19 protein-coding genes, 1 other RNA gene and 1 riboswitch are annotated in these 21,242 nt (G+C 59.2%); of the genes, 7 read left to right on the top strand and 13 right to left on the bottom strand.

Going from position 1 to position 21,242, the window contains the following annotated elements:
• Nucleotides 1-351 precede the first annotated feature (351 nt).
• Both rnpB and rsmI read right to left on the bottom strand, forming a co-directional pair.
• Nucleotides 352-705, bottom strand: an RNA gene (rnpB, locus tag HKK55_RS20245) — RNase P RNA component class A.
• Nucleotides 706-800: 95 nt separating this feature from the next.
• Nucleotides 801-1,706, bottom strand: coding sequence for a 16S rRNA (cytidine(1402)-2'-O)-methyltransferase (gene rsmI, locus HKK55_RS20250; RefSeq protein WP_169356296.1), 906 nt, complete (start codon nucleotides 1,704-1,706; stop codon nucleotides 801-803).
• A 177-nt stretch (nucleotides 1,707-1,883) separates the two neighbouring features.
• Between rsmI and HKK55_RS20255 the strand changes: the two genes are divergently transcribed.
• The 4 genes from HKK55_RS20255 to HKK55_RS20270 all read left to right on the top strand — a co-directional run bounded on the left by HKK55_RS20255 (nucleotide 1,884) and on the right by HKK55_RS20270 (nucleotide 5,330).
• On the top strand, nucleotides 1,884-3,695 hold the full coding sequence (locus HKK55_RS20255; RefSeq protein ID WP_169356297.1) for a penicillin-binding protein activator: 1,812 nt from the start codon (nucleotides 1,884-1,886) through the stop codon (nucleotides 3,693-3,695).
• A complete protein-coding gene (locus HKK55_RS20260) occupies nucleotides 3,695-4,066 on the top strand; it encodes a YraN family protein (protein ID WP_169356298.1) in 372 nt (123 codons plus the stop codon). The genes HKK55_RS20255 and HKK55_RS20260 overlap by 1 nt, the downstream gene beginning before the upstream one ends.
• Before the next feature lie 92 nt (nucleotides 4,067-4,158).
• The gene (locus HKK55_RS20265; protein ID WP_007904374.1) at nucleotides 4,159-4,752 is read left to right on the top strand and encodes a phosphoheptose isomerase; all 594 of its coding nucleotides are present in this window, start codon (nucleotides 4,159-4,161) and stop codon (nucleotides 4,750-4,752) included.
• Nucleotides 4,749-5,330 (top strand): BON domain-containing protein, encoded by a 582-nt coding sequence (locus HKK55_RS20270; protein ID WP_169356299.1) that lies wholly within the window; start codon nucleotides 4,749-4,751, stop codon nucleotides 5,328-5,330. The genes HKK55_RS20265 and HKK55_RS20270 overlap by 4 nt, the downstream gene beginning before the upstream one ends.
• A gap of 66 nt (nucleotides 5,331-5,396) precedes the next feature.
• Here HKK55_RS20270 and HKK55_RS20275 read toward each other — a convergent pair whose 3' ends face one another.
• The 7 genes from HKK55_RS20275 to HKK55_RS20305 all read right to left on the bottom strand — a co-directional run bounded on the left by HKK55_RS20275 (nucleotide 5,397) and on the right by HKK55_RS20305 (nucleotide 16,162).
• Nucleotides 5,397-6,164, bottom strand: a complete 768-nt coding sequence (locus HKK55_RS20275; RefSeq protein ID WP_169356300.1) for an OmpA family protein — start codon at nucleotides 6,162-6,164, stop codon at nucleotides 5,397-5,399.
• A 250-nt stretch (nucleotides 6,165-6,414) separates the two neighbouring features.
• Nucleotides 6,415-7,056, bottom strand: coding sequence for an MBL fold metallo-hydrolase (locus HKK55_RS20280; RefSeq protein ID WP_169356301.1), 642 nt, complete (start codon nucleotides 7,054-7,056; stop codon nucleotides 6,415-6,417).
• Nucleotides 7,057-7,111: 55 nt separating this feature from the next.
• Nucleotides 7,112-9,841 (bottom strand): LuxR C-terminal-related transcriptional regulator, encoded by a 2,730-nt coding sequence (locus HKK55_RS20285; RefSeq protein WP_169356302.1) that lies wholly within the window; start codon nucleotides 9,839-9,841, stop codon nucleotides 7,112-7,114.
• A 291-nt stretch (nucleotides 9,842-10,132) separates the two neighbouring features.
• The gene (locus tag HKK55_RS20290) at nucleotides 10,133-11,497 is read right to left on the bottom strand and encodes a DUF1329 domain-containing protein (protein WP_169356303.1); all 1,365 of its coding nucleotides are present in this window, start codon (nucleotides 11,495-11,497) and stop codon (nucleotides 10,133-10,135) included.
• A 27-nt stretch (nucleotides 11,498-11,524) separates the two neighbouring features.
• On the bottom strand, nucleotides 11,525-13,384 hold the full coding sequence (locus HKK55_RS20295; RefSeq protein ID WP_169356304.1) for a DUF1302 domain-containing protein: 1,860 nt from the start codon (nucleotides 13,382-13,384) through the stop codon (nucleotides 11,525-11,527).
• A 332-nt stretch (nucleotides 13,385-13,716) separates the two neighbouring features.
• On the bottom strand, nucleotides 13,717-15,399 hold the full coding sequence (locus HKK55_RS20300; RefSeq protein ID WP_169356305.1) for a fatty acid--CoA ligase: 1,683 nt from the start codon (nucleotides 15,397-15,399) through the stop codon (nucleotides 13,717-13,719).
• A 130-nt stretch (nucleotides 15,400-15,529) separates the two neighbouring features.
• Nucleotides 15,530-16,162, bottom strand: a complete 633-nt coding sequence (locus tag HKK55_RS20305) for a LysE family translocator (protein ID WP_169356306.1) — start codon at nucleotides 16,160-16,162, stop codon at nucleotides 15,530-15,532.
• Nucleotides 16,163-16,246: 84 nt separating this feature from the next.
• Between HKK55_RS20305 and HKK55_RS20310 the strand changes: the two genes are divergently transcribed.
• From HKK55_RS20310 to HKK55_RS20320, 3 genes are all read left to right on the top strand, one after another.
• Nucleotides 16,247-17,212, top strand: a complete 966-nt coding sequence (locus HKK55_RS20310; protein WP_169356307.1) for a 2-hydroxyacid dehydrogenase — start codon at nucleotides 16,247-16,249, stop codon at nucleotides 17,210-17,212.
• 30 nt (nucleotides 17,213-17,242) lie between these two features.
• Nucleotides 17,243-18,241, top strand: a complete 999-nt coding sequence (locus tag HKK55_RS20315; protein ID WP_169356308.1) for a class I SAM-dependent methyltransferase — start codon at nucleotides 17,243-17,245, stop codon at nucleotides 18,239-18,241.
• 51 nt (nucleotides 18,242-18,292) lie between these two features.
• Nucleotides 18,293-18,411: riboswitch (yybP-ykoY riboswitch) on the top strand.
• An 88-nt stretch (nucleotides 18,412-18,499) separates the two neighbouring features.
• Nucleotides 18,500-19,084, top strand: a complete 585-nt coding sequence (locus HKK55_RS20320) for a TMEM165/GDT1 family protein (RefSeq protein ID WP_169356309.1) — start codon at nucleotides 18,500-18,502, stop codon at nucleotides 19,082-19,084.
• Nucleotides 19,085-19,162: 78 nt separating this feature from the next.
• On the opposite strand, the gene HKK55_RS20325 is transcribed toward HKK55_RS20320, so the two are convergent.
• The 4 genes from HKK55_RS20325 to HKK55_RS20340 form a co-directional block, all read right to left on the bottom strand.
• Nucleotides 19,163-19,981 carry a M48 family metallopeptidase gene (locus HKK55_RS20325; RefSeq protein ID WP_169356310.1) on the bottom strand — a complete coding sequence of 273 codons (819 nt, stop codon included), beginning with the start codon at nucleotides 19,979-19,981 and terminating at the stop codon, nucleotides 19,163-19,165.
• A 114-nt stretch (nucleotides 19,982-20,095) separates the two neighbouring features.
• Nucleotides 20,096-20,716, bottom strand: a complete 621-nt coding sequence (locus HKK55_RS20330; RefSeq protein WP_169356311.1) for an SOS response-associated peptidase — start codon at nucleotides 20,714-20,716, stop codon at nucleotides 20,096-20,098.
• Nucleotides 20,717-20,752: 36 nt separating this feature from the next.
• Complete coding sequence (locus tag HKK55_RS20335; RefSeq protein WP_169356312.1) at nucleotides 20,753-21,013, bottom strand: DUF2007 domain-containing protein; 261 nt, start codon at nucleotides 21,011-21,013, stop codon at nucleotides 20,753-20,755.
• An 11-nt stretch (nucleotides 21,014-21,024) separates the two neighbouring features.
• Entirely contained in the window at nucleotides 21,025-21,207 is a 183-nt protein-coding gene (locus HKK55_RS20340; RefSeq protein WP_169356313.1) for a CPXCG motif-containing cysteine-rich protein, read from the bottom strand.
• Between the last annotated feature and the right edge of the window lie 35 nt (nucleotides 21,208-21,242).

Here is a 21,242-nt window from a genome sequence, read left to right on the forward strand (position 1 = left end):
TGCGTTTCTCCAAATTCTAGCGTTTTACGTTCAAAAAACCCACTTTATGCCACTTTCCGCCACTTGCGCACACTATAGGAATGCGCCCACCACACCGTCAAGGCGCGGATTAAAGGAAAAGCCTTACAGAACGGAGATTTAGGAAGGTAAACAGAGGAGAAACGACAGTTTTGCGATATTTTTGACTCAACAACCACAAGCAACTCAAAGAGCTAGAGGCCGAAGTTAAAGTAATTTATTAAGAGTAAGATTTTTTTGGTATTACGAAGACACATCTGCCAATGATTTGGCAGGGAAGGATTCTTGCGCTACTACCTGGTTTCTGCTCGAGATTCGGGCAGAAGGAAAAAGGTGGAGAGTCGATCTATAAGCCGGGTTCTGTCTTGAACAGTCATTCGTCTACGATGGCCATCACTGGACATCTTTAGCAACCTACCCGGTTCCAGCGCGGGCCACGCCTTGGAACCCTATTTGGTCTTGCTCCAAGTGGGGTTTACCTAGCCACGAACTGTTGCCAGTCGTGCGGTGCGCTCTTACCGCACCTTTTCACCCTTACCGGCACCGAAATGCTTAGGCGGTTATTTTCTGTGGCACTTTCCGTAGGCTCACGCCCCCCAGGCATTACCTGGCACTTCGCCCTATGGAGCCCGGACTTTCCTCCCCCCTCTAATTTTCATAGAGGGCAGCGACTGTCCAATCGACTCTCCGCCGCGAAGATTAACGGCACGTGGCTTTCAGGACAAGCTTTAAAAGCCAACAATGCCATCATGTTCCGACGTGACGCAGATTAAAGCGCGGAACTATTCACTCTTTTGTTTATCCAGTGCGGCCTGATACAGCACATTCTTACGCACACCGGTAATTTCCGCCGCCAAGGCAGCCGCCCGCTTGAGGGGCATTTCCTTAAGCAGCAAATCGAGGACGCGCATGGCTTCGCTGCCCACGGCATCCTCACTCTCCGGTGCCGACCAGCCCGCCACCAACACCACGCACTCGCCGCGCTGCTGATTGCTGTCGCCTTCGACGAACGCCCGCAGCTCTTCCAACGGCAACCCCTTGAGGGTTTCGAAGGTTTTAGTCAGCTCTCGCGCCAGCAACGCCAGGCGCTCGCCACCAAATACCAGCTCCATGTCCTGCAGACACTCAAGGATGCGGTGCGGAGCTTCGTAGAAAATCAGCGTGCGCGGCTCTTCCTTCAACAGTTCAAGACGCGCCCGACGCCCTACTGCCTTCGCCGGCAGAAAGCCTTCGAAGATAAAACGGTCCGACGGCAAGCCGGCAGCGGATAACGCCGCAATCAGCGCGCACGCTCCCGGAACAGGCACTACATTGATACCAGCGGCACGCGCCTGACGGACCAAATGGTAGCCAGGATCGGAAATCAGCGGCGTACCGGCGTCGGAGATCAGCGCCACATCGTCGCCAGCGAGTAACCGCGTAATAAAGCGGCTACCCTCCTCACGTTCGTTATGCTCGTGACACGCAGCCAATGGCGTGGTGATACCAAAATGCTGCAACAAACGCAGGGAGTGCCGAGTGTCTTCAGCCGCGATCAATTTAGCCTCACGCAACACCTTCAGCGCCCTCGCGCTGATATCGTCCAGGTTGCCAATGGGCGTCGCCACGACAAAAAGCGAGCCTGCAGTGGAATTCAAAGGACCTGGAGCAGTCAAAGCGCACACCTCGATGATTGGCAAAAGCCACATTGTAGCGTGTAGACGCCTCGAAGACAGGACATCGGGGCAGAGACCTTTTGTAGTCATCTATCAGGCCTTGCAACATTTGCACGACCTAAATAGACGGTTTTACGCCAGTAACATCGCGCCCCGGCCAGTGCTTGGGTACAATTCCACGCTAATTTGATCGGTATCAGGAACACTTACATGATCGCTTGCCTGCGGCTGCTCTCCGCCCTCTGCCTCGCTGCCCTGTTGGCCGCTTGTGCCAGCTCGCCCTCGTCCAGCCTTGGCGACCTTCCACGGACTCCAGATGCCAGTATCGAGCAACTGCTCGAACAGGCCACCTCGGCAAAAACGCCGGAAAAAGCCGCCCTTCTGCGCTTGAGTGCTGCGGACCTGGCTTACCATCAGAACAATCCTGGACGCTCGGCGCAGATCCTTGCACAAGTCCCGCTGGACACCCTCAAGCCTGCGGCACAGATTTTCGCCAGCACCCTGGCGGCCGAACTGGCGATGACCCGCAACCAGCCCAAGGCAGCATTGGCGGCGCTGAATCATCCAAGCCTGCAAAACCTGAAGGACCTGCCGCCAGAACAGCAGATCCGTACTGGTACCGTGCATGCCCGTGCCTATGAGGCCGACGGCCAGACCCTGGCCGCTGCTCGCGAGCGCGTCGCCATGGCCCCGCTGCTCAGCGGCGACGCCTATAACAGCAACCATGAAGCCATCTGGGCGTTGATTGCTGCGCTGCCTGCCGAACAGCTGCAAGCCACCGGCAATCCGACGCTCGACGGCTGGATCACCTTGGCCCTGGCGGTCAAGAGTGCAGGCACCCTGGAGCAGCAGCAGGCCGCCATCGACACCTGGCGCGCGCAAAACCCTGGTCACCCTGCCGCCTCGCAACTGCCTGTGCCCCTGACCAAGCTCAAGGAACTGGCCAGCCAGCCCCTGAACAAGATCGCGCTGCTGCTGCCCCAGGAAGGCCCGCTGGCCAACGTCGCCAAAGCCTTGCGTGAAGGCTTCATGGCTGCTCACTACCAGGCTGAACAAGCCGGGCAGAAACCGCCAGTGATCGAGTTTTACGACAGCTCGCGCCTGACCTCCATCGACGATTTCTACGCCAAGGCCCAAGCCGCCGGCGTGCAACTGGTGGTCGGTCCTCTGGAGAAGCCGCTGGTCAAGCAGCTCAGCGCTCGCCCGCAATTGCCAATCACCACCCTGGCCCTGAACTACAGCGAAACCGACCAGAGCCCGGCCCAACTGTTCCAGTTCGGCCTGGCTGCCGAGGACGAGGCGCGTGAAGTGTCGCGCCGTGCTCGCGCCGACGGCCTGCACCGCGCAGCAGCTATGGTGCCGAAAGGCGAATGGGGCGAGCGCGTATTCAAGGCCTTCCGCCAGGATTGGGAAGCCAATGGCGGCACCGTGGTCGGCGTTGAATACGTTGACCAGCCGGTAGCCCTGGCCCAACAGATCGCCGATCTGTTCCATCTGCGCCAAAGCGAAGGTCGCGCCAAGAGCCTGCAAAGCACCGTGGGAACGGATGTCGCCGCACAGCCTTCGCGTCGCCAGGACATTGAGTTCATCTTCCTCGCTGTACCGCCGCAACTGGCCCAGCAGATCAAGCCGACGCTGAACTTCCAGTACGCCGGTGATGTACCGGTGTATGCGACGTCCCATGTGTACAGCGCCAGTGGCGACAAGAACCAGTACCTGGACATGAACAACATTCTGTTCTGCGAAACGCCATGGCTGCTCAACACCACTGATCCGCTGCGCAATCAGGTTGCTGCACAATGGCCGCAAGCCAATGGCAGCCTGGGTCGCCTGTACGCGATGGGCGTTGATGCCTACCGCCTGGCGCCGCGCCTGGGGCAACTCAAGGCCCTGCCGGACACTCGTATCGACGGGCTCTCCGGCAGCCTGGGCATCAGCCCGAACCAGCGGGTCGACCGCCAGTTGCCATGGGCTCAGTTTGTCAGTGGACAGGTCCAGCGCCTGCCTGATACCCCGCGCTGATGCCCCAGCGGTCAAGTGCACAAAGCGGTAAGGATGCCGAGCTTCAAGCACTCCAGCACTTGCAACAACAAGGTCTGCGCCTCCTGGCGCAGAACTGGTTATGTAAACGCGGCGAGCTTGATCTGGTCATGCTTGACGGCGATACAGTAGTATTTGTCGAAGTCCGCTACAGAAAACACGCACAATGGGGTGGCGCGCTCGCCAGTATCGACGGGCGCAAGCGTCAAAAGCTGATACTCGCCGCGCAGTTTTTCCTGCAAAGCGAACGCCGCTGGGCCGATTACCCCTGCCGTTTCGATGTGGTTGCCATGGAAAGCACACCGTCTGGAACAGTTGATCTGAATTGGCTGAAAGATGCCTTTGACAGCTGATTCGCTGGACATCTTCACCGCACACTTTTGCTCTTTGCTTTGCGGGCTGCACATTCCTGTGCCAAACAGCCGCGCTACTTAAGGTCACACAGATGGACATGCAATCCCGAATTCGCCAGCTTTTCCAGGCCAGCATTGATACCAAGCAACAGGCGATGGACGTACTTGCACCGCACATCGAGCAAGCCAGCCAGGTCATGGTCAACGCCCTGCTCAACGAAGGCAAAATGCTCTCGTGCGGCAACGGCGGTTCGGCCGGCGATGCCCAGCACTTCTCCTCCGAGCTGCTCAACCGCTTCGAGCGTGAGCGCCCTAGCCTGCCGGCCATCGCCCTGACCACCGATTCGTCGACGATCACTTCGATCGCCAACGACTACAGCTACAACGAAATCTTCTCCAAACAGATTCGCGCCCTTGGCCAACCCGGCGACGTACTGCTGGCGATTTCCACCAGCGGCAACTCGGCGAACATTATTCAAGCGATCCAGGCCGCACATGATCGGGAAATGATTGTCGTAGCATTGACCGGACGCGATGGCGGCGGCATGGCCTCGCTGCTGCTGCCCGAAGATGTGGAGATTCGCGTCCCGGCCAATGTCACCGCACGTATTCAGGAAGTCCACCTGCTGGCGATCCACTGCCTGTGCGATCTGATCGACAGCCAACTGTTCGGGAGTGAAGAATGACCGTTAACCGCCTCAGCCTATTGGCCCTCACGCTGTGCCTCGGCATCAGCGGCTGCAGCTCGGTAATCGAAGCGAGCCGCGACACGCCTATCCAGGACGATAAAGGCACCCGCACTTTCGGCAGCAAAATCGATGACTCGCTGATCGAAACCAAGGTTTCCGTCAACGTTTCCAAGGCCGCTCCAGACCTGGGCAATGGTGCCTCGCGCATCGTGGTCGTCAGCTTTAATGGTGTTGTGCTGCTCGCGGGACAAACCCCACGCGCCGACCTGAAGGCCCAGGCTGAACAAGCAGCCTCATCTGTTCAACGGGTCAAGAAGGTCCACAACGAATTGCAGGTGATGGACCCCATCACACTGCTGGCAATCAGCAACGATGCCTTGCTGACCACCAAGATCAAGACGCAAATGCTGACCGACAGCGCGGTTCCCAGCTCACGGATCAAGGTCGTCACCGATAACGGCATCGTCTACATGATGGGCCTGCTGACCCAGGCAGAAGCCACACGCGCGGCCAACCTGGTACAGGGTGTGTCCGGGGTGCAGAAGATTGTGAAAGTGTTCGAGTACATCGACTGATGTAAATCGACTGCAACGAAAAAGGGCGCCATGCATTGCATGGCGCCCTTTTTTATTAGCGTGGGGTTACTGGTACTGCTGGTACGGGTTGCCTTGGAACTCATTGTTCTGCTGAGGCGCTTGTTGCTGCCCAGGCTGCTGGTATTGCTGGCCAGGGATCGGACCGAGATTGACCTCTACGCGACGGTTTTGAGCGCGGCCATTGACGTCTGCGTTGCTGGCAATCGGGTTATCCGGACCGGCGCCGCGAGCACTCAGGTTGGTCGGGCTGACACCCTGGGATGTCAGGTACGTGGCAACGCTCTGCGCACGACGCTGGGACAGGTCCATGTTGTGCTGGCGACTGCCGGTGCTGTCGGTGTAACCGACGATCTGGATGGTGTTCTGGTTGAACTGCTTGAGGGAGCCCGCCAGGTTATTCAGTGGCGAATAGAAACTGCTGGCGATGGCAGCCGAGTCTGTGGCGAAGGTGATATTGCCCGGCATGATCAACTTGATCGTATCGCCCTGACGCTGCACTTCAACACCGGTGTTGGCCATTTTGGCCCGCAACTCGGCTTCCTGCTTGTCGGCGTAGTAACCGTAGCCCGCCGCGCCAATACCAGCGACGGCAGCGCCAATCAATGCGCCCTTGCCCCGGTTGTTATGGTCAATGGCCGCACCGGCCAAGGCACCCGCCAAAGCACCGAGCCCACCGTATTTGGCAGTTTTGCTCATACCTTGCGAGCCGCCGTCTGCCTGCCCTTGGCTACCGTCATAAGGGTTGGGCGAGGCACAGCCGGACAACAAAGCAACAGCCGTAGCAACAACAAGCAAACGACGCGAAGTGAACATGAAGGAAGCTCCTACTTTTGCATTCTGTGATGCAGAGGACATTGGCAATGGGCCTGTGCCGACGTTGGAACACGACAAACGGTAAAAATTCCGTGTCCGATCAGGCCCACACAAAACTGATTCAACCGCATTACAACAGATGAACATGGTGAAACCCTAGCAGACACCTCCTGAATGGGAATTGTCATTTTTGCTATAAATATCGTCAGATGGTCGTCACTTGGTGTCAGGAAAAATACCCTCCTGCCCTTCAAGCCCTGACAAAAGGGTTCTCGCGCATCTCATCTCCCAACCGCGTATCCGGACCATGACCGGTTACTACCGTCGCGCCCTCATCCAGCGTGTACAGCCGCTGCTTGATCGAACGCACAATGGTCGCCTGATCCCCGCCCCACAAATCGGTACGTCCCACGCCGCGCCGGAACAATGTGTCCCCGGCAATCAGCAATTTGGCGTCGGCAAACCAGAAACTCATCGACCCCGGCGTGTGGCCTGGTGTGTGCAAGGCCACCCCACAACCGCAGGCGAGTTCTTCTTCATCCTCCAACCAGCGGTCTGGAGACGGCACCGGGGTGTATGGCACACGGAACATCTGGCACTGCATTTCCAGGTTGTCCCAGAGAAATTGATCCTCCTTGTGCAAGTGCAACGTGGCGCCGGTCTTTTCCTTCAACTGGCCAGATGCCAGGAAGTGATCAAGGTGGGCATGGGTATGAATGATGCTCACCACTTTCAAGCCGAGCGCGTCCAGCCGTGCCAGGATCAGCTCATGATTGCCGCCCGGATCGACCACGATGGCCTTTTTGCTGATGGGGTCGCCGATGATGGTGCAATTACACTGCAACGGGCCGACAGGGAAGGTTTCGCGAATCAGGGCAGGAGGCTGGGACATCAAACGGGCTCGGTATGCTGTGATGGTGCCGATTCTGGCACAAAAAGCCCCGTACCTACCCCAGCAACCCCATCTCCTGCGCCCGAGCTACCGCCTGGGTGCGGCGCTCCACCCCAAGCTTGCTGTTGATATGACTGGCGTGAGTCTTGACCGTATGCAACGAGATAAACAGCTGGTTGCTGATTTCCTGGTTCGAACAGCCCTGAGCGATCAAGTGCAGCACCGCCAGCTCGCGCACGCTCAAGGCTTCATGGGTAGGCGCAGTCTCGACACACGCCATGGCTGGCAAGAGTGCCAGCAGGCTTTGATTCAGCAGACCATGAGCGGCGCGGCCCAGTTGTTCCCGCGTCCAGTCGGGATAGCGTTCCAGTAGTCGCTCAAAAGGCTGCAACGCCCCACCCGCCGCGGCTTCAAGTGCCTGGGCAAACACTTGGCGCGCCTGAGGCTCCTGACCACTGTCCAGTAACAATTGCGTCTGCTGGGTCAACGCCATCAGCGCGATCATCTGCCGCCCACTGTTGTGGGCCTGTCGCGCCAGTTCTTCGAGCCGCTGCAGTGCAGCAGAGGGCTGATGACGAATGGCATCCAACGCGGCTTGTTGCAGTTCGATATGTTGCGCCAGGTGTGGGTGAAACTCCGGCGCGGCAGCCGCCTGCTCACCGTTATACGTTTGCCCCAGTCGTGTCAGCCAGGCGTCCGCCAAGTCTGTACGCCCCTGTGCCAGCCACAGCTCGCATTTGATCAGGGTAATCATCGCCAGGTAATAGATCGGCGGCACGTCCCAGATGTGCATCAAGCGCTCGGCTTCAGCCAATTCGGCAAACGCCAGAGGGAAATCCCCACGACGGCCTTCGAAGTTGGCGATCACGCAATGCCCAATCAAAACACTGATATCCCGACAAGCGCGGGCCTCGCTCAAACCCGCACGCAAGCGGGCAATACCTGTTTCGGGCTGACAGCGCATCAACAACAAATAGCCCTCATATAGCGCGAGCCTGGCGCGTACTGCATACAACCGCTGGGGCGCTAACCCTTGCAAACGCTGCAAGCCCTGGCGGACTTCATCCAGGGAGCGCAGGATCTCACCCCGCGCCTGCAACACACGCGCGCGGTCGTAATGGGCCAGCGCCTCGAACAGCGGGTTGCCGACCCGCTGCGCCAACTCCAGCGAATCGCGGTTCAAGCCACGGGCACGCCACAGGTCGGCATCGACAATCGCCAAATTAGACAGCGTGGACAAGCACATCAGCCGCTGGCCGTAGCGTTTCTGCGGCAGGCTCTCCAGCGCCTCGGTGCAATACAGCTGAGTCAATTCACGGTTGCCGCGTCCACGGGCAATGATCCCGCTGAGGGCCAGCCACTGGGCCAGCATCGACTTCTGGGCGGTGGCCGACGGGGCCGGGAGAAAACGGCTGAGGTGACTGGACAACTCTTCCGCTGCATCCAGTTGGCAGGCCAAGCCCAGGGCCCAGCTATAGAGCACGATCAAGCGCGGCGTGCTGATCAACAGACTGTCGGGCAAGTCCATCTTCCAGCGCAGGAGCATGCCGACGTTTTGCTCGGCCAGCAGTTGCTCTTCCGAAAGGTTTTGCACCAGGTTCGCCGCCACATCCAGATGGCCGGCGCGCAACGCCTGCTCCACCGCCTCATCGATCAGGCCCTGGGCATTGAACCAGCGGCAAGCCCGCAGATGCAGGCTGGCAATCGGCAATACGGCGTTAGCCGCACGCCGGGTACGCAGCAAGTCGGAAAACAGATGGTGATAACGGAACCAGTGACCCTGCTCGTCCAGCGGCACCAGAAAGACCTGGTGAGCTTGCAGATAACGCAGGATCTCTGCGCTGTCGTGAGCTTCGCGCACGGCGTCGCACAGTTCGCTGCAAAAGCGTTCCTGAGGCGCGGTGTCGTAAAGAAATGAATGCACTTGCGCAGGCAAGCAGTCGATCACCTCCTCCAGCAAGTAGTCGCGGATCAGTCCCTCCCCGCCGTGCAAACCTTGGGGCAAGGCGCCGTCGTTGCCGGCTTCAGAAGCGGCCAACAACCAGAAACGCAGGCCGGCAACCCAACCTTCGCTGCGGCGAATCAGGTTATCCAGGGCCTCGCCGCGCAATGAACTGCTGTGGCGATCGAGCAAGGCCAGAGATTCATCGTTGGTCAGCCGCAGGTCCTGCTCCTGCAACTCCAGCAAGTGCCGGGACAGTCGCAACCGCGCCAGGTGCCAATCGGGACGCTGGCGGCTGGTCACCATCACCAACAGCCCGTCAGGCAGATGGTTGAGGAAAAACTGCAGGCAACGGTCGAGTACCGGGCCCTGGACCAGATGATAGTCATCCAGCACCAGCAGCAAGGGCGCGCGGGTGGAAAGGTGCACCGTCAACTCATCAAGCAGCCCGTCGAGCCACTCTTCAAACGCGAACGGCTGATGCCGCTGACGCATTTTCAGCAGACCCAACGACTGGGCGCCGATTTGAGGGAAATATTGTTGCAGGCCATCGAGCAGACGCTCGAGAAAACGCCCCGGATCGTTGTCCCTGGGGCTCAAGCCCAACCACAGACTTTGCCAGTGGGCCGGCAGGCTTTGGCAGAACTCCACCGCTAACGAACTCTTGCCGAAGCCCGCCGGCGCGCTGACCAACAACAAACGCCCACCCAACCCTTCGCTCAGGCGTTCGCACAGGCGTGGTCGCAGCACGTAGCCGTCAGGCAGCGGGGGTCGATAGAAGCGACCTTCCAGGGTGGGGATCACCGCACTGGCAGGCCCTTGGATTCGGGACAGATCAGTCATCGCCGGGCTCTTGTAGAAGGCTGTTGTCGGCATTGCAGATGTCCGCAGACTAGCGGTAAAAGCGGCAGCTTTGTAGATCTTTGCAACAATTGTCTGAAAAAGACTACAACAAAACATAACCGGGAGTTTCCATTACCCGGCTGGAGTCGATATTGCAGAAACCACAAATAAAATGTGGGAGCCGGGCTTGCCCGCGATACAGGCACCTCGGTGTGTCAGATACACCGAAGTGATGCTATCGCGAGCAAGCCCGGCTCCCACACCCGAGGATGCGGCCTCTGTTACAGCAGGTTAGCGAACACCATCCTGACGCAGGGCGGCCGGGGTGAAGTCGCTGGTGGTGGCGGTGAAGCCGAAGTCATAGGCCTGTTTCTCTTCGTTCTTCATGCCCAGTGCCAGGTAACGGCCGGACTGCAGGTCGTAGAGGGTTTCCAGGGCATACCACGGCACTTGCTTGTCGTAGTAGTTCTCGGCATGAGCTTCCGCCACGCGCCACAGTTGGCCACGACCGTCGTAGTGGTCGATCACTGCTGCCTGCCAAGTATCTTCGTCGATGAAGAAGTCACGCTTGGCGTAGATGTGACGCTGGCCTTCCTTCAAGGTGGCGACCACATGCCAGACCCGACGCAGCTCGTAGCGAGCCAGGTCCTGGTTGATGTGGCCGGCCTTGATGATGTCGACGTACTTGAGCTTCGGATCGTCGAGCTTGTAGCTGTTTTCGGCGATGTAGATTTCCTTCTTGCCTTCCAGTTTCCAGTCGTAGCGATCCGGTGCGCCGTTGTACATATCGAGGTTGTCGGAGGTGCGCAGGCCATCGGCGGCGGTACCCGGGCCGTCATAGGACACTTGCGGCGCCCGACGCACACGGCGCTGGCCGGCGTTGTAGACCCACGCAGAACGCGGTTCCTTCACCTGGTCCAGGGTTTCGTGCACCAGCAGCACACCACCGGCCAGACGTGCCGGCGCGGTCACTTGCTGCTTGAAGTAGAACAGGATGTTGCCCGGGTTTTTCGGGTCGTAGTCTTTCATCTTGTCGCGGAACACAAACTGGTCGCGGAAGTACACCAGGCTGAACGAGCCGTTGGTTTGCGGCGTGGCCTGGGTCACCAGACGGGTCACGCTGCCACCACGATAGCGGGTGATGTGGTTCCAGATGACTTCGACGCCGCTTTTCGGAATCGGGAACGGCACGGCAGTTTCGAAGTTTTCCAGGCCGTTGCCGCCGGACACCAGATTGGTGTTGGTGGCGTTTTTCTTGATGGCAGCGAACACATCAGCCGGCACGGTGGCGCCGCGATGGGTCGGATAGACCGGCATCTTGAAGGTTTCCGGGTAGCGCTTGAACATCGCGTACTGCCCCGGGGCCAGCTTGTCTTTGTACTGCTCGACGTTCTGCGCAGTGATGGTGAACTGCGGCTGCTCACTGGCGTATGGATTAGCCAGGAAGCCCCGCGCGTCCACGGCGCCAGCGTTGGTTGACAGCGGTGACCATTTAGGGATGGTGCCGGCCGCGTTACCGGCCATTTCCGCGCCCATCGGGGTCAGGGTCGTGCCCAGCTTTGACGCTTCATCCGCCGATACGGCCGCCATGACGTTGGAGGCCATGATCGACAGCCCAAGCACACCTACGTGCAACAGACTTTTAGTTATTTTCATATTCTGGTCTTCCTGAAATGCATGTGCTTAGAAGTTCACGCCGACACTAAGGGCTACGAAATCGCGGTCATCCACTGTGCTGAATTTGCCACCAAAGAAGTTGGTGTAGTTCAGGCTGGCGGTGTAGGTGTTCTGGTATTCGGCATCCACACCCAGGCTGACTGCCTTGCGGCCTTCTTCGAAGTTACCGCCAGGGCCTGGCGAGTAACCTTTCACGTCATGGGACCAAGCCACGTTGGGCTTGAGGTTGACGCCGGCAAACACATCCGGGTATTCCCAGATCGCCCTGGCGCGATAGCCCCAGGAGGTCGCGGTGGTGTAACCGTCGTTGTTGCAGTTGGTGTTCAGGCCTGCGGCATTGGGCAGGCCGGCGCCGTTGGCCGTCGAGTTATTGAGGGCGGCACAGAATCCACCCGGCAGAGTGCCAGGGCCAAAGACCGGGTCGCGGCCATAACGCGCCTCGTTTTTGCTTTCCAGTCCGCCGACGTGAGTAATACCAATTTCACCGACCGTGGTCAGGCGGCTGGCGCCCATGACCTGATCGAAGAAGTGTGTAAACGTCGTCTGGAACTGAGTGATTTCCTTGCGGTTGTAACCATGCAGATCCTGGCCCGGAGAGCCTTTCAATACCGAAGCGTTGCCATAACCCGGAATTGGCGTGACGCCCGCGTAGAGGATGTCGGTGGTACTCAGTTGTACCGGCGCGTTTGGCCGATAGCTCAACTCACCACTCCAGGCGGTGCCGGTAGGCAGCGTGGTGGAGAAGCTCAAACCGTACAGGCGGATATCTTCCGGGTACTCGACGAAGTAATTGGAGCTGCCTGCCACAATCAACGGTCGCAGTGCAGCCAAAGGCCCCAGAGGCCGGGTGTAAGCCGAGCTAGGTGCGCCTTGGGCACTGAAGATCGGTGCACGGCTGTGGTAGTTCATGAAGTACGCGCCGAACTCGGTATCCAACGGTTCGAAGTTGTAGTGCATGGCCACACCGAACTGGCCGCTGTCCCGCGCATCACGGTCCGGGCCACGACGCACCAGAACCCCTTCGTCGTTCACATTCACACCCAGGGCATTGAGGGTCGGCATTGCAGCACCCGGAATGGTGGAGCGCTTGTTCAAGACCCGCAGGTTGTTGCTGCAGCCATCGGCAATAACGTCAGGCTGGGAGAAGAACGTACCGCAGTTATCCACTACGGTCTGGTCCCACTCCAACTGGTAGAACGCTTCTGCCGACAAGTTATCGGTCAGGGTCTGCGACACATAGAACATGTTGACCGGAATCAAGCCTTCCTTGATTTCAGCCCCCGGACGACGGAACGCGGACACATCGATCGGGTTGATGGAGTTGATGCCGCCGCCGATGAAGGTACTTTCACCCCAGCTCACGACTTGCTTACCGAACCGCACGTTACCCGGCTGATCGGCAATGGAATAGTTGTGGTAAACGAAGGCATCGAGAATCTGCCCGCCGGAGGACTTGGCGCCCTCTTTGCGGTTGCTGTTGCTGACGTTCTTGAATTCCAGGTCTTCGTCTTGCAACTTGAAGTCATACCAGTACTTGCCACGCACAAACACACCGGTATCGCCATACTTCAGTTCAAGATCGTGAATGCCTTTGAAGATCTTTGAAAAGGTCTGCCCGGCCTTGAAGTTCAAATGGCCGTCGTCGGAAGTCTGCGACAACCCTTTGCCGCCGTTGTTGGCACCGATCAGGTCCTTGTTGGGATTCTGAGTTGACCAACTGGCTCCCAGCGACAGGGACGAATCGAAGCTGCCTTCGATTTCACCAATGTTAAAACTGACGCCGAATGCCGGCCCGGCGAGCGTAGAAGCAAGACCGACGGCCAGGGGCAGTTTCGCCCGGCGCCAGAACTGGTTTACTGAGGTCATCGACGCTACTCCATGTGCATTATTGTTATGGCAGTGAGCTTCTTCCTGGACGCTTGTAACGGCGGGAATACAACGATTCCAATGCCGGGCGACAACCGAACCTGCGCAGGTCCGCCGCACCGCATCCGTGAAAACTCTGGGATGGACTATAGCCAGCGGGGGGTACCGCTTGATCCCTCTAAAGTGTGATTTGCATCACCAACCCGTCTGCCACAGTCGTTTCGCCATACCAGCGAGCGCCGGCGCGGCAAGGATGGCTGAAAATTTCGAATAAACAAGTTGAAGGCTTGTGTTAGAGCGTCGCCGTGCCCGCGAAGGCACGGCGAAATACCTCAGAGGGTAGAAAGGAAGGTGCTGTTGTTGGCCTGCCATTCAATGATGTCGACACGGATACGTTTTTTGTCGAGTTTTCCGACACTGGTCTTGGGAATTTCAGTAACAACGGCAATCTGGCTCGGAATCGCCCACTTGCTTAGATGGCCCAGTTCGACAAAAGGCTTGAGGTGCTCCTTGAGTTCCTTGGCCCCTATCACATGGCCATCACGCACCACCAGCAAGGCAAACGGGCGCTCGCCCCACTGCGGGTCGGCAATCCCCACCACCGCTACTTCGCGTACCGCCGGGTGACGGCTGACCAGGTCTTCAAGGGCCAGGGAAGAGATCCACTCGCCGCCCGTCTTGATCACATCCTTGATGCGGTCACGAATATCGATTACGCCAAAGGCATCGAGCGTCGCCACATCACCCGTGTGCATCCAGCCACCGGCCCACAGCTCGGCACCCTTTTGCGGTTCGTTGAAATAACCTTCGCTGAGCCATGGAGCACGCAGCACCAGCTCGCCCTGGGACTCACCGTCGGCGGGCAGGAAATTACCGTCAGCATCGATGATTGCCGCTTCCACCAACGGCCCGGGCACGCCGGCCTTGATGCGGTAGGTAGTGCGCTCGTCTTCGCTGCCGGCCATCAACTCTTCGTTGAGGTGAGCACAGGACACCAACGGGCCGGTCTCGGACATGCCGTAGGCGGCGGTCAGTTGAATACCCCGCGCCTTGGACGCCTCGTACAACGAACGATTGAGCGCGCTGCCGCCAATGACGATTTTCCAGCCACCGAAATCGACACCCTGGCCAGCCTTGGCGTTGAGCACCATTTGCAGGATGGTCGGCACGCAATGGGAGAACGTGACCTTCTCCTTGCGCCACAACTCCACCAGGTATTCAGGATCGTAGCGGCCGGGGTAGACCTGTTTCAGACCAAGCATCGTGGCCACATACGGCAAGCCCCAGGCATGCACGTGGAACATCGGCGTGATGGGCATGTAGACGTCGTTGGTGCCCAGCAGGCGCACGCTGTCGACACTGCCCATGATGGTCGCCACGCCCATGGTGTGCAGCACCAGTTGACGATGGGTGAAGTACACACCCTTGGGGTTGCCGGTGGTGCCGGTGGTGTAGAAGGTGGTGGCCACCGAATGTTCGTCAAAATCCTGGAAATCGTACTTGGGACTGGCCGCCGCCAGCAGGCTTTCGTATTCGCCCACCAGGTTTGGCAGCTCGGCGGTTTTTTCCTCACCGTCGGTCAGCAGCAGGGTTTTGTCGACGGTGGTCAGGTGCCCGGCGATGGCTTGATACAGCCCCACGAACTCGCTGTTGACCAGCACGAAGCGGTCCTCAGCGTGGTTCATGGTGTAGAGAATCTGTTCCGGCGACAGGCGCACGTTGATGGTGTGGATCACCGCGCCGATCATCGGGATGGCGAACATGCATTCCAGGTAGCGGTGACTGTCCCAGTCCATCACCGCGACGGTGTCACCGGCCTTGACGCCGGCAGCCGTCAGCACGTTGGCCAGGCGGGCCACACGTTCGATCAGGGTTGGGTAGGTGTAACGCAGTTTGTCGCGGTAAACGATTTCCCGGGTCTTCTCGTAGCGGGTACCGGACATCAACAGGCGTTTGATCAACAACGGGTACTGGTAGGCGCCTTCGGCGGGCGGGATAACACGAGTCTGCAACATACTAATCCCTTATCTGACTGCACGGTCTGGCTGAAAGACTTGCACTGTAGAGCCCTTGCGCGCCATCCAAATCAGCCAAAGGAATGATTTGCAGACTCCGATGAATGCTAGCTTTGCGCCAGCATTCCGGTTATTTCATGCTGGTAAATGCCAGCTTTACACCGATCGCAATCAGCACCGCACCCATTCCCCGATCGAACCAATGTCCCATCCGCGCAAACCCTGCCCGCACCCGCTGCTGGCTGAACAACATCGCCACCAGGCAGAACCAAAGAGCCGTAGCCACCGCCAGATAAACCCCATAACCCGCCTGGACCGCCAGCGGCGTGTGGGGATTGATCACCACCGTAAACAGCGACAGGAAAAACAGCGTGGCCTTGGGGTTCAACCCATTAGTAACAAACCCCGAAGTGAAAGCCCCTCGCGCAGTGCGCTCACCCGCTTCACGGTGCAAATCTTCCTCATTGGAAGGCTTGGCCGGCTGAGCACGCAACGCCTTGAAACCGATGTACAACAGGTAAGCCGCCGCCGCCCACTTCAACGCGTTGAACAACACGATGGACTGGGAAACGATCAGGCCGATACCGAGCAACGAGTAGCCCACATGCAGGAAAATCGCCGAACCGACGCCCAACGCTGTCCAGGTCCCGGCGCGGCGGCCATGGGTCACACTCTCACGTACCACCACGGCGAAATCCGGCCCCGGGCTGGCCACCGCCAGCAAGTGAATCAAGGCCACGGTCAAGAACTCAGTGAGGTACATGCACACTCCAGGAAGTAACTGATTATTTCATCTGATAGGCTCGGCAGATTACGCCTTCGAACCCCGCCGAAAAAGGTACAGTTGATGACGAACAATCGCCGCGCCGTCTTCCTCGATCACCCCTCCCTTGACCTGGGAGACCTCGACCTGAGCGGGTTGCGGGAGCATTTCAGCGACTTGCAACTGTGGGAGCAGACCACCCCACAGAACGTGGTCGAACGCTTGCAAGGCGCCCAAGTGGCAATCAGTAACAAGATCCTGCTCAACGCCGAAACCCTGGTGGCCTGCCCCGAGTTGAAACTGATCCTGATCGCCGCCACCGGCACCAACAACGTCGACCTCGCCGCCGCCCGCGCCCAGGGCATTACTGTGAGCAATTGCCAGGGTTACGGCACACCGTCGGTGGCCCAGCACACCCTCATGCTGCTGCTCAATCTGGCGACGCGCTTGAAGGACTATCAACGGGATGTTGATGCCGGGCTCTGGCAGCAGGCCAAGCAGTTCTGCCTGCTGGACTACCCCATCGTCGAACTGGAAGGCAAAACCCTAGGCTTGCTGGGCCATGGCGAACTGGGTGGCGCCGTCGCACGCCTGGCCGAAGCCTTTGGTATGCGCGTTGTGCTGGGGGCGATACCAGGACGCCCGGCCCGCGCCGATCGAGTGCCGTTGAATGAACTGCTGCCGCAGATTGACGCCCTGAGCCTGCACTGCCCGCTCAACGAACACACTCGTCATTTCATCGGTGCCCGTGAGTTGGCATCGCTCAAGCCTGGTGCGTTTGTGGTCAACACTGCCCGCGGCGGTCTGATCGACGAACAGGCCCTGGCCGACGCCTTGCGCAGCGGTCACTTGGGTGGCGCGGCCACCGACGTGTTGAGCGTTGAACCACCGACCGCCGGCAACCCGTTGCTGGCCGCCGACATCCCGCGCCTGATCGTCACGCCTCATATCGCCTGGGCCAGCCGCGAAGCCCGGCAGCGAATCGTCGGCCAACTGACGGAAAACGCCCGGGGCTTTTTCAGTGGCGCCCCACAGCGCGTCGTCAGTTGATAAACTGCGCCCCTTTTCAAGGAGCAGACCATGGATCCGCGCAGTGAAGTACTGCTTCGTCAGGCCGAACTTTTTCAAGGTGACTTGCTGCTGGTGGGGTTGCCCGCCGACGACCTGCTGGGTCGTCTGCCCAATGCCCATGGCTGGTGCTGGCATGCCGGCGATCAGGCTGCGCTCGACGCGCGTTTCGCCGAGCGCAGCCATTTTGGCGTGACCGTGCCCGAGCGTTCATTCGACTCGGTCGTCGTGTTCCTGCCCAAGTCCAAAGACCTGGCCGACTACCTGCTCAATGCCGTGGCCGCACGCTTGCCCGGCAAAGAGCTGTATCTGGTAGGGGAAAAAAAGGGCGGCATCGAAAGCGCCGCCAAACAACTGATCCCCTTTGGTAAACCCCGCAAGCTCGACAACGCGCGGCACTGCCAGTTGTGGCAGGTCACTGTGGTCAACGCCCCGCAAGCTGTAGAGCTGGAAAGCCTGGCCGAGGTTTTCGACGTACCACTGGCCGACGGGCCACTCAAGGTCGTGAGCCTACCGGGAGTGTTCAGCCACGGTCGTCTTGATCGCGGCACCGAACTGCTGCTGGAGCATCTGGATAAATTGCCGAGCGGGCATTTGCTGGACTTCGGCTGTGGTGCTGGCGTACTGGGCGCGGCGGTCAAACGGCGTTATCCCCACAACACCGTCACCCTGCTGGATGTGGACGCCTTTGCAGCTGCCAGCAGTCGCCTGACGTTGGCTGCCAATGGCCTGGAGGCTGAGGTGTTGACCGGTGATGGCATCGACGCCGCGCCAATGGGTCTGAACACGATTTTGAGCAATCCGCCGTTCCATGTCGGGGTGCATACCGATTATCACGCCACCGAGAACTTGCTGCGAAAAGCGGCAAAACATCTGGCAAAAGGCGGCGAACTACGACTCGTGGCCAACAGCTTCCTGAAGTACCAGCCACTGATCGAAGAGCACTTGGGCGTGTGCGCAATCAAGGCCGAAGGCCAGGGTTTTCGCATTTACCGTGCCAAGCGCCCTTGATGACTTTTTGAAAAAGAAGGCTTGCCGAATGGATTTTGCCTAGGCAGAATCCGCTCCGTCCTAGGGGAGTAGTCTCCCACGAGCCCACGCTCGTCCGGCATACGTCAACATACTTGGTCAACAGACCATGGCGTATGCGACCCAGGAGTCCGCACAGACGGACCGGGGTTTGACAAGACCTATGACACGAACACCTTACCCGGGGCGGGAAGGCTGTACGTGTCATAGCCGTGTCGACCCGCCCCTGGAACTTACCTGATGCTGGATTCTCTGCTCGTCCCTACCGCAATCGTTGCCTTGGCCGAAATTGGCGACAAGACGCAACTGCTCGCCCTCGTTCTCGCTGCACGCTTTCGCAAACCCTGGCCGATCATCGCCGGCATCGTTGCTGCGACCCTGGCCAACCATGCGGCCGCTGGTGCCGTAGGCGCCTGGTTTGGCAGCTTCTTCTCAAATGCGATGCTGCACTGGATTCTCGCCGCGAGCTTTTGCGCCACGGCCCTGTGGACCTTGGTGCCCGACAAACTCGACGATGACGAAACCAGTACCACTCGCAAGTTCGGGCCATTCCTGACCACGCTGATTGCATTCTTCCTGGCGGAGATCGGTGACAAGACACAGATCGCTACCGTCATGCTGGCGGCGCAATACCCGGAACTGTGGCTGGTGATTATCGGTACGACGCTGGGCATGCTGATTGCCAACGTGCCGGTGGTACTGGCGGGGAATTTTGCGGCGGATAAATTGCCATTAACGTTGATTCGTCGCTTGGCGGCCACGGCATTTTTCATTCTGGCAATCGTTGCTGTCTACAAGGCCATGCAGAGCAGCGGCTGGCTGTAAACGCAATCCAATGTGGGAGCAAGCCCGCTCCCACACAAGCCCACTCCCACATTCAGATTTGCATTGCAGCCTTACAGATCAGGACTTCTTGGCCTGCTGATACAACGGCATCACCTTCGGAATCGCCGCCTGCAACGAGGCGATCCGGCTCTCGGAGGCCGGGTGGGTGCTCATGAACTCAGGTGGCGCCCCTTCGGAGGCCTTGGCCATTTTGTTCCACAGGGTGATCGCCGCGTTCGGGTTGTAACCGGCCCGCGCTGACAACTCCAGCCCGATCAGGTCAGCTTCGTTTTCATTGCTGCGACTGTTGGGCAAGGTCATGCCGTAGTTGGCCACAGTATCAGCCAGCGCCAGGCTATCCTGGCCCAGGCCGAACAACGCACCGGCGCCCTGCTTGGCCATCTGGATGCCGTAGGCCTTGGACATGGCTTCGCGGCCATGCTCACGCAAAGCGTGGGCAATTTCATGGCCCATCACTGCGGCAAGTTCGTCATCCGTCAGCTTGAGGTTGTCGATCAACGCGCTGTAGACAAAGATCTTGCCGCCAGGCCCGCAGTTGGCGTTGATCTCATCGCTTTTGATCAGGTTCACTTCCCACTTCCACTGGGCTGCGTCCGGACGGAAGGTCGGTGCCTGGGCAATCAGGCGCTTGGCAATCGCCTGCACGCGCTTGGCGTTGGCACTGGTCTTGTCCACCAAGCCCTTGCCGCCGGCGTCCCCCAACGTCTGCTGGTAGGACTGTGCATACATCTGGTCGACTTCCTGGCTCGACAACATGCTGAACATGTACTGCTTGCGCTCAACGCCCACAGCACCGCCGCTGGTGGTGTTGACCGACTGACAACCGGCCAGCAGCACCGCCGCGCCCAATGCACATACCGCTAATGATTTCTTCATGACACGCTCCCTGAAAACATGGCGCGTATCGTAGGCGGTCAATTGTATCGGCGCTAGATACACGAGACGTTTAACTGACAAATTTCGGACACATCTCACAACCCAACTCAAGGTTTAACCCGGCGTCAAACACTCCGGCCCATTGAGTTTCGGGTCGTTGACCATATTGGCCAACACCCGCTCGCGCAACGCCGCAGGCTCACTGGCCAATAGTGCCTGCAAGGTATGCAACGGGGTCTCGGGATCAAGCCACGCCTCTTGCCCCGCCGCATCGAGAATCAACGGTCGCCGCTGACTCTGCGCGGCCTGGGTTACCACCGCCGTACTCAACCACACCTGCTCCTGCACCGGATAAGCTTCCCAAATCGCCGCAAAGAACAGCGTCGAACCCTCGCCCGGCGTCAGCCAGTACGGCCGCTTGCGCTGGGTACCGCGCCATTCGTAGAACCCGTTGGCCGGCAACAGGCAGCGCCGCTGACGGAACGCTTCGCGAAACATCGGTTGCTCGGCCAGGGTTTCCGCCCGGGCATGGGCCGGGGTGCGGGACAAATCCGTGAGCCATGGTGGCGTGAGCCCCCAACGTGCTCGCGCCAGGGTGCGCTGGCCGTCGGTGGTGCGTTGGATCAATACCGAATCATTAGGGGAAATATTCCACTGGGCTTGTTGGTCCGCCGGAAAGCCCGGCAAGGCAGCAAACGCGGGGTTCCAGCGAAACAGGGCATAACGTCCACACATGGGGCAACACGACTCTTGGAGAAACTGGCTGACAGCCTAACAGACCAGCACGTCAGGAAAGCTGTCGGGTTCATCTCCAGGCACAGGCAGCGCGCCATTGTAGGCGGTGATCAGCTCCCGAGCGTAGTCAGCCTGCTCGTCCTCGACCGACAGCGCCAGCAGGCCAAACACCGGCAACTCCCCCACACCACCGAGTAAATCACGGCCCACCAAGTGTGCCTTGATCCCCTCACTGGCGAGCATGTGCTGGAGCAGTTCGCCCTCCATCAGGTTTTCCGGCTCGTAGATTCGCTGCATGGGCGTACCTTTTATTCGTTCTCGCTGCGCACGTTGAGCATCCATTCGTCATCGTGAACCTGCAGGTCGAAAATGATGGGCCGGCAGCACACCGGGCAATCTTCTATATAAGTCTGATCACCACCGGACAGATCCAGCACTGCCTCCGCCGGCTCACCACAATAAGGACAATCGTACGCCTCGGTCTCCAGCATCGCAGTCTCCCAAAGTGACTTATGCGTATAATCGC

The organism is Pseudomonas sp. ADAK18, from assembly GCF_012935695.1.
Taxonomy (GTDB): domain Bacteria; phylum Pseudomonadota; class Gammaproteobacteria; order Pseudomonadales; family Pseudomonadaceae; genus Aquipseudomonas.

Bases quoted from the DNA above. Each gene is read 5' to 3' on its own strand.
- HKK55_RS20315 (WP_169356308.1), top strand. From the start codon at position 17,243: ATGGATCCGCGCAGTGAAGTACTGCTTCGTCAGGCCGAACTTTTTCAA.
- HKK55_RS20280 (WP_169356301.1), bottom strand. From the start codon at position 7,056: ATGTCCCAGCCTCCTGCCCTGATTCGCGAAACCTTCCCTGTCGGCCCG.
- rsmI (WP_169356296.1), bottom strand. From the start codon at position 1,706: ATGTGGCTTTTGCCAATCATCGAGGTGTGCGCTTTGACTGCTCCAGGT.
- HKK55_RS20325 (WP_169356310.1), bottom strand. From the start codon at position 19,981: ATGAAGAAATCATTAGCGGTATGTGCATTGGGCGCGGCGGTGCTGCTG.
- HKK55_RS20290 (WP_169356303.1), bottom strand. From the start codon at position 11,497: ATGAAAATAACTAAAAGTCTGTTGCACGTAGGTGTGCTTGGGCTGTCG.
- HKK55_RS20255 (WP_169356297.1), top strand. From the start codon at position 1,884: ATGATCGCTTGCCTGCGGCTGCTCTCCGCCCTCTGCCTCGCTGCCCTG.
- HKK55_RS20295 (WP_169356304.1), bottom strand. From the start codon at position 13,384: ATGACCTCAGTAAACCAGTTCTGGCGCCGGGCGAAACTGCCCCTGGCC.
- HKK55_RS20330 (WP_169356311.1), bottom strand. From the start codon at position 20,716: ATGTGTGGACGTTATGCCCTGTTTCGCTGGAACCCCGCGTTTGCTGCC.
- HKK55_RS20270 (WP_169356299.1), top strand. From the start codon at position 4,749: ATGACCGTTAACCGCCTCAGCCTATTGGCCCTCACGCTGTGCCTCGGC.
- HKK55_RS20305 (WP_169356306.1), bottom strand. From the start codon at position 16,162: ATGTACCTCACTGAGTTCTTGACCGTGGCCTTGATTCACTTGCTGGCG.
- HKK55_RS20340 (WP_169356313.1), bottom strand. From the start codon at position 21,207: ATGCTGGAGACCGAGGCGTACGATTGTCCTTATTGTGGTGAGCCGGCG.
- HKK55_RS20285 (WP_169356302.1), bottom strand. From the start codon at position 9,841: ATGACTGATCTGTCCCGAATCCAAGGGCCTGCCAGTGCGGTGATCCCC.
- HKK55_RS20300 (WP_169356305.1), bottom strand. From the start codon at position 15,399: ATGTTGCAGACTCGTGTTATCCCGCCCGCCGAAGGCGCCTACCAGTAC.
- HKK55_RS20310 (WP_169356307.1), top strand. From the start codon at position 16,247: ATGACGAACAATCGCCGCGCCGTCTTCCTCGATCACCCCTCCCTTGAC.
- HKK55_RS20265 (WP_007904374.1), top strand. From the start codon at position 4,159: ATGGACATGCAATCCCGAATTCGCCAGCTTTTCCAGGCCAGCATTGAT.
- HKK55_RS20275 (WP_169356300.1), bottom strand. From the start codon at position 6,164: ATGTTCACTTCGCGTCGTTTGCTTGTTGTTGCTACGGCTGTTGCTTTG.
- HKK55_RS20335 (WP_169356312.1), bottom strand. From the start codon at position 21,013: ATGCAGCGAATCTACGAGCCGGAAAACCTGATGGAGGGCGAACTGCTC.
- HKK55_RS20320 (WP_169356309.1), top strand. From the start codon at position 18,500: ATGCTGGATTCTCTGCTCGTCCCTACCGCAATCGTTGCCTTGGCCGAA.
- HKK55_RS20260 (WP_169356298.1), top strand. From the start codon at position 3,695: ATGCCCCAGCGGTCAAGTGCACAAAGCGGTAAGGATGCCGAGCTTCAA.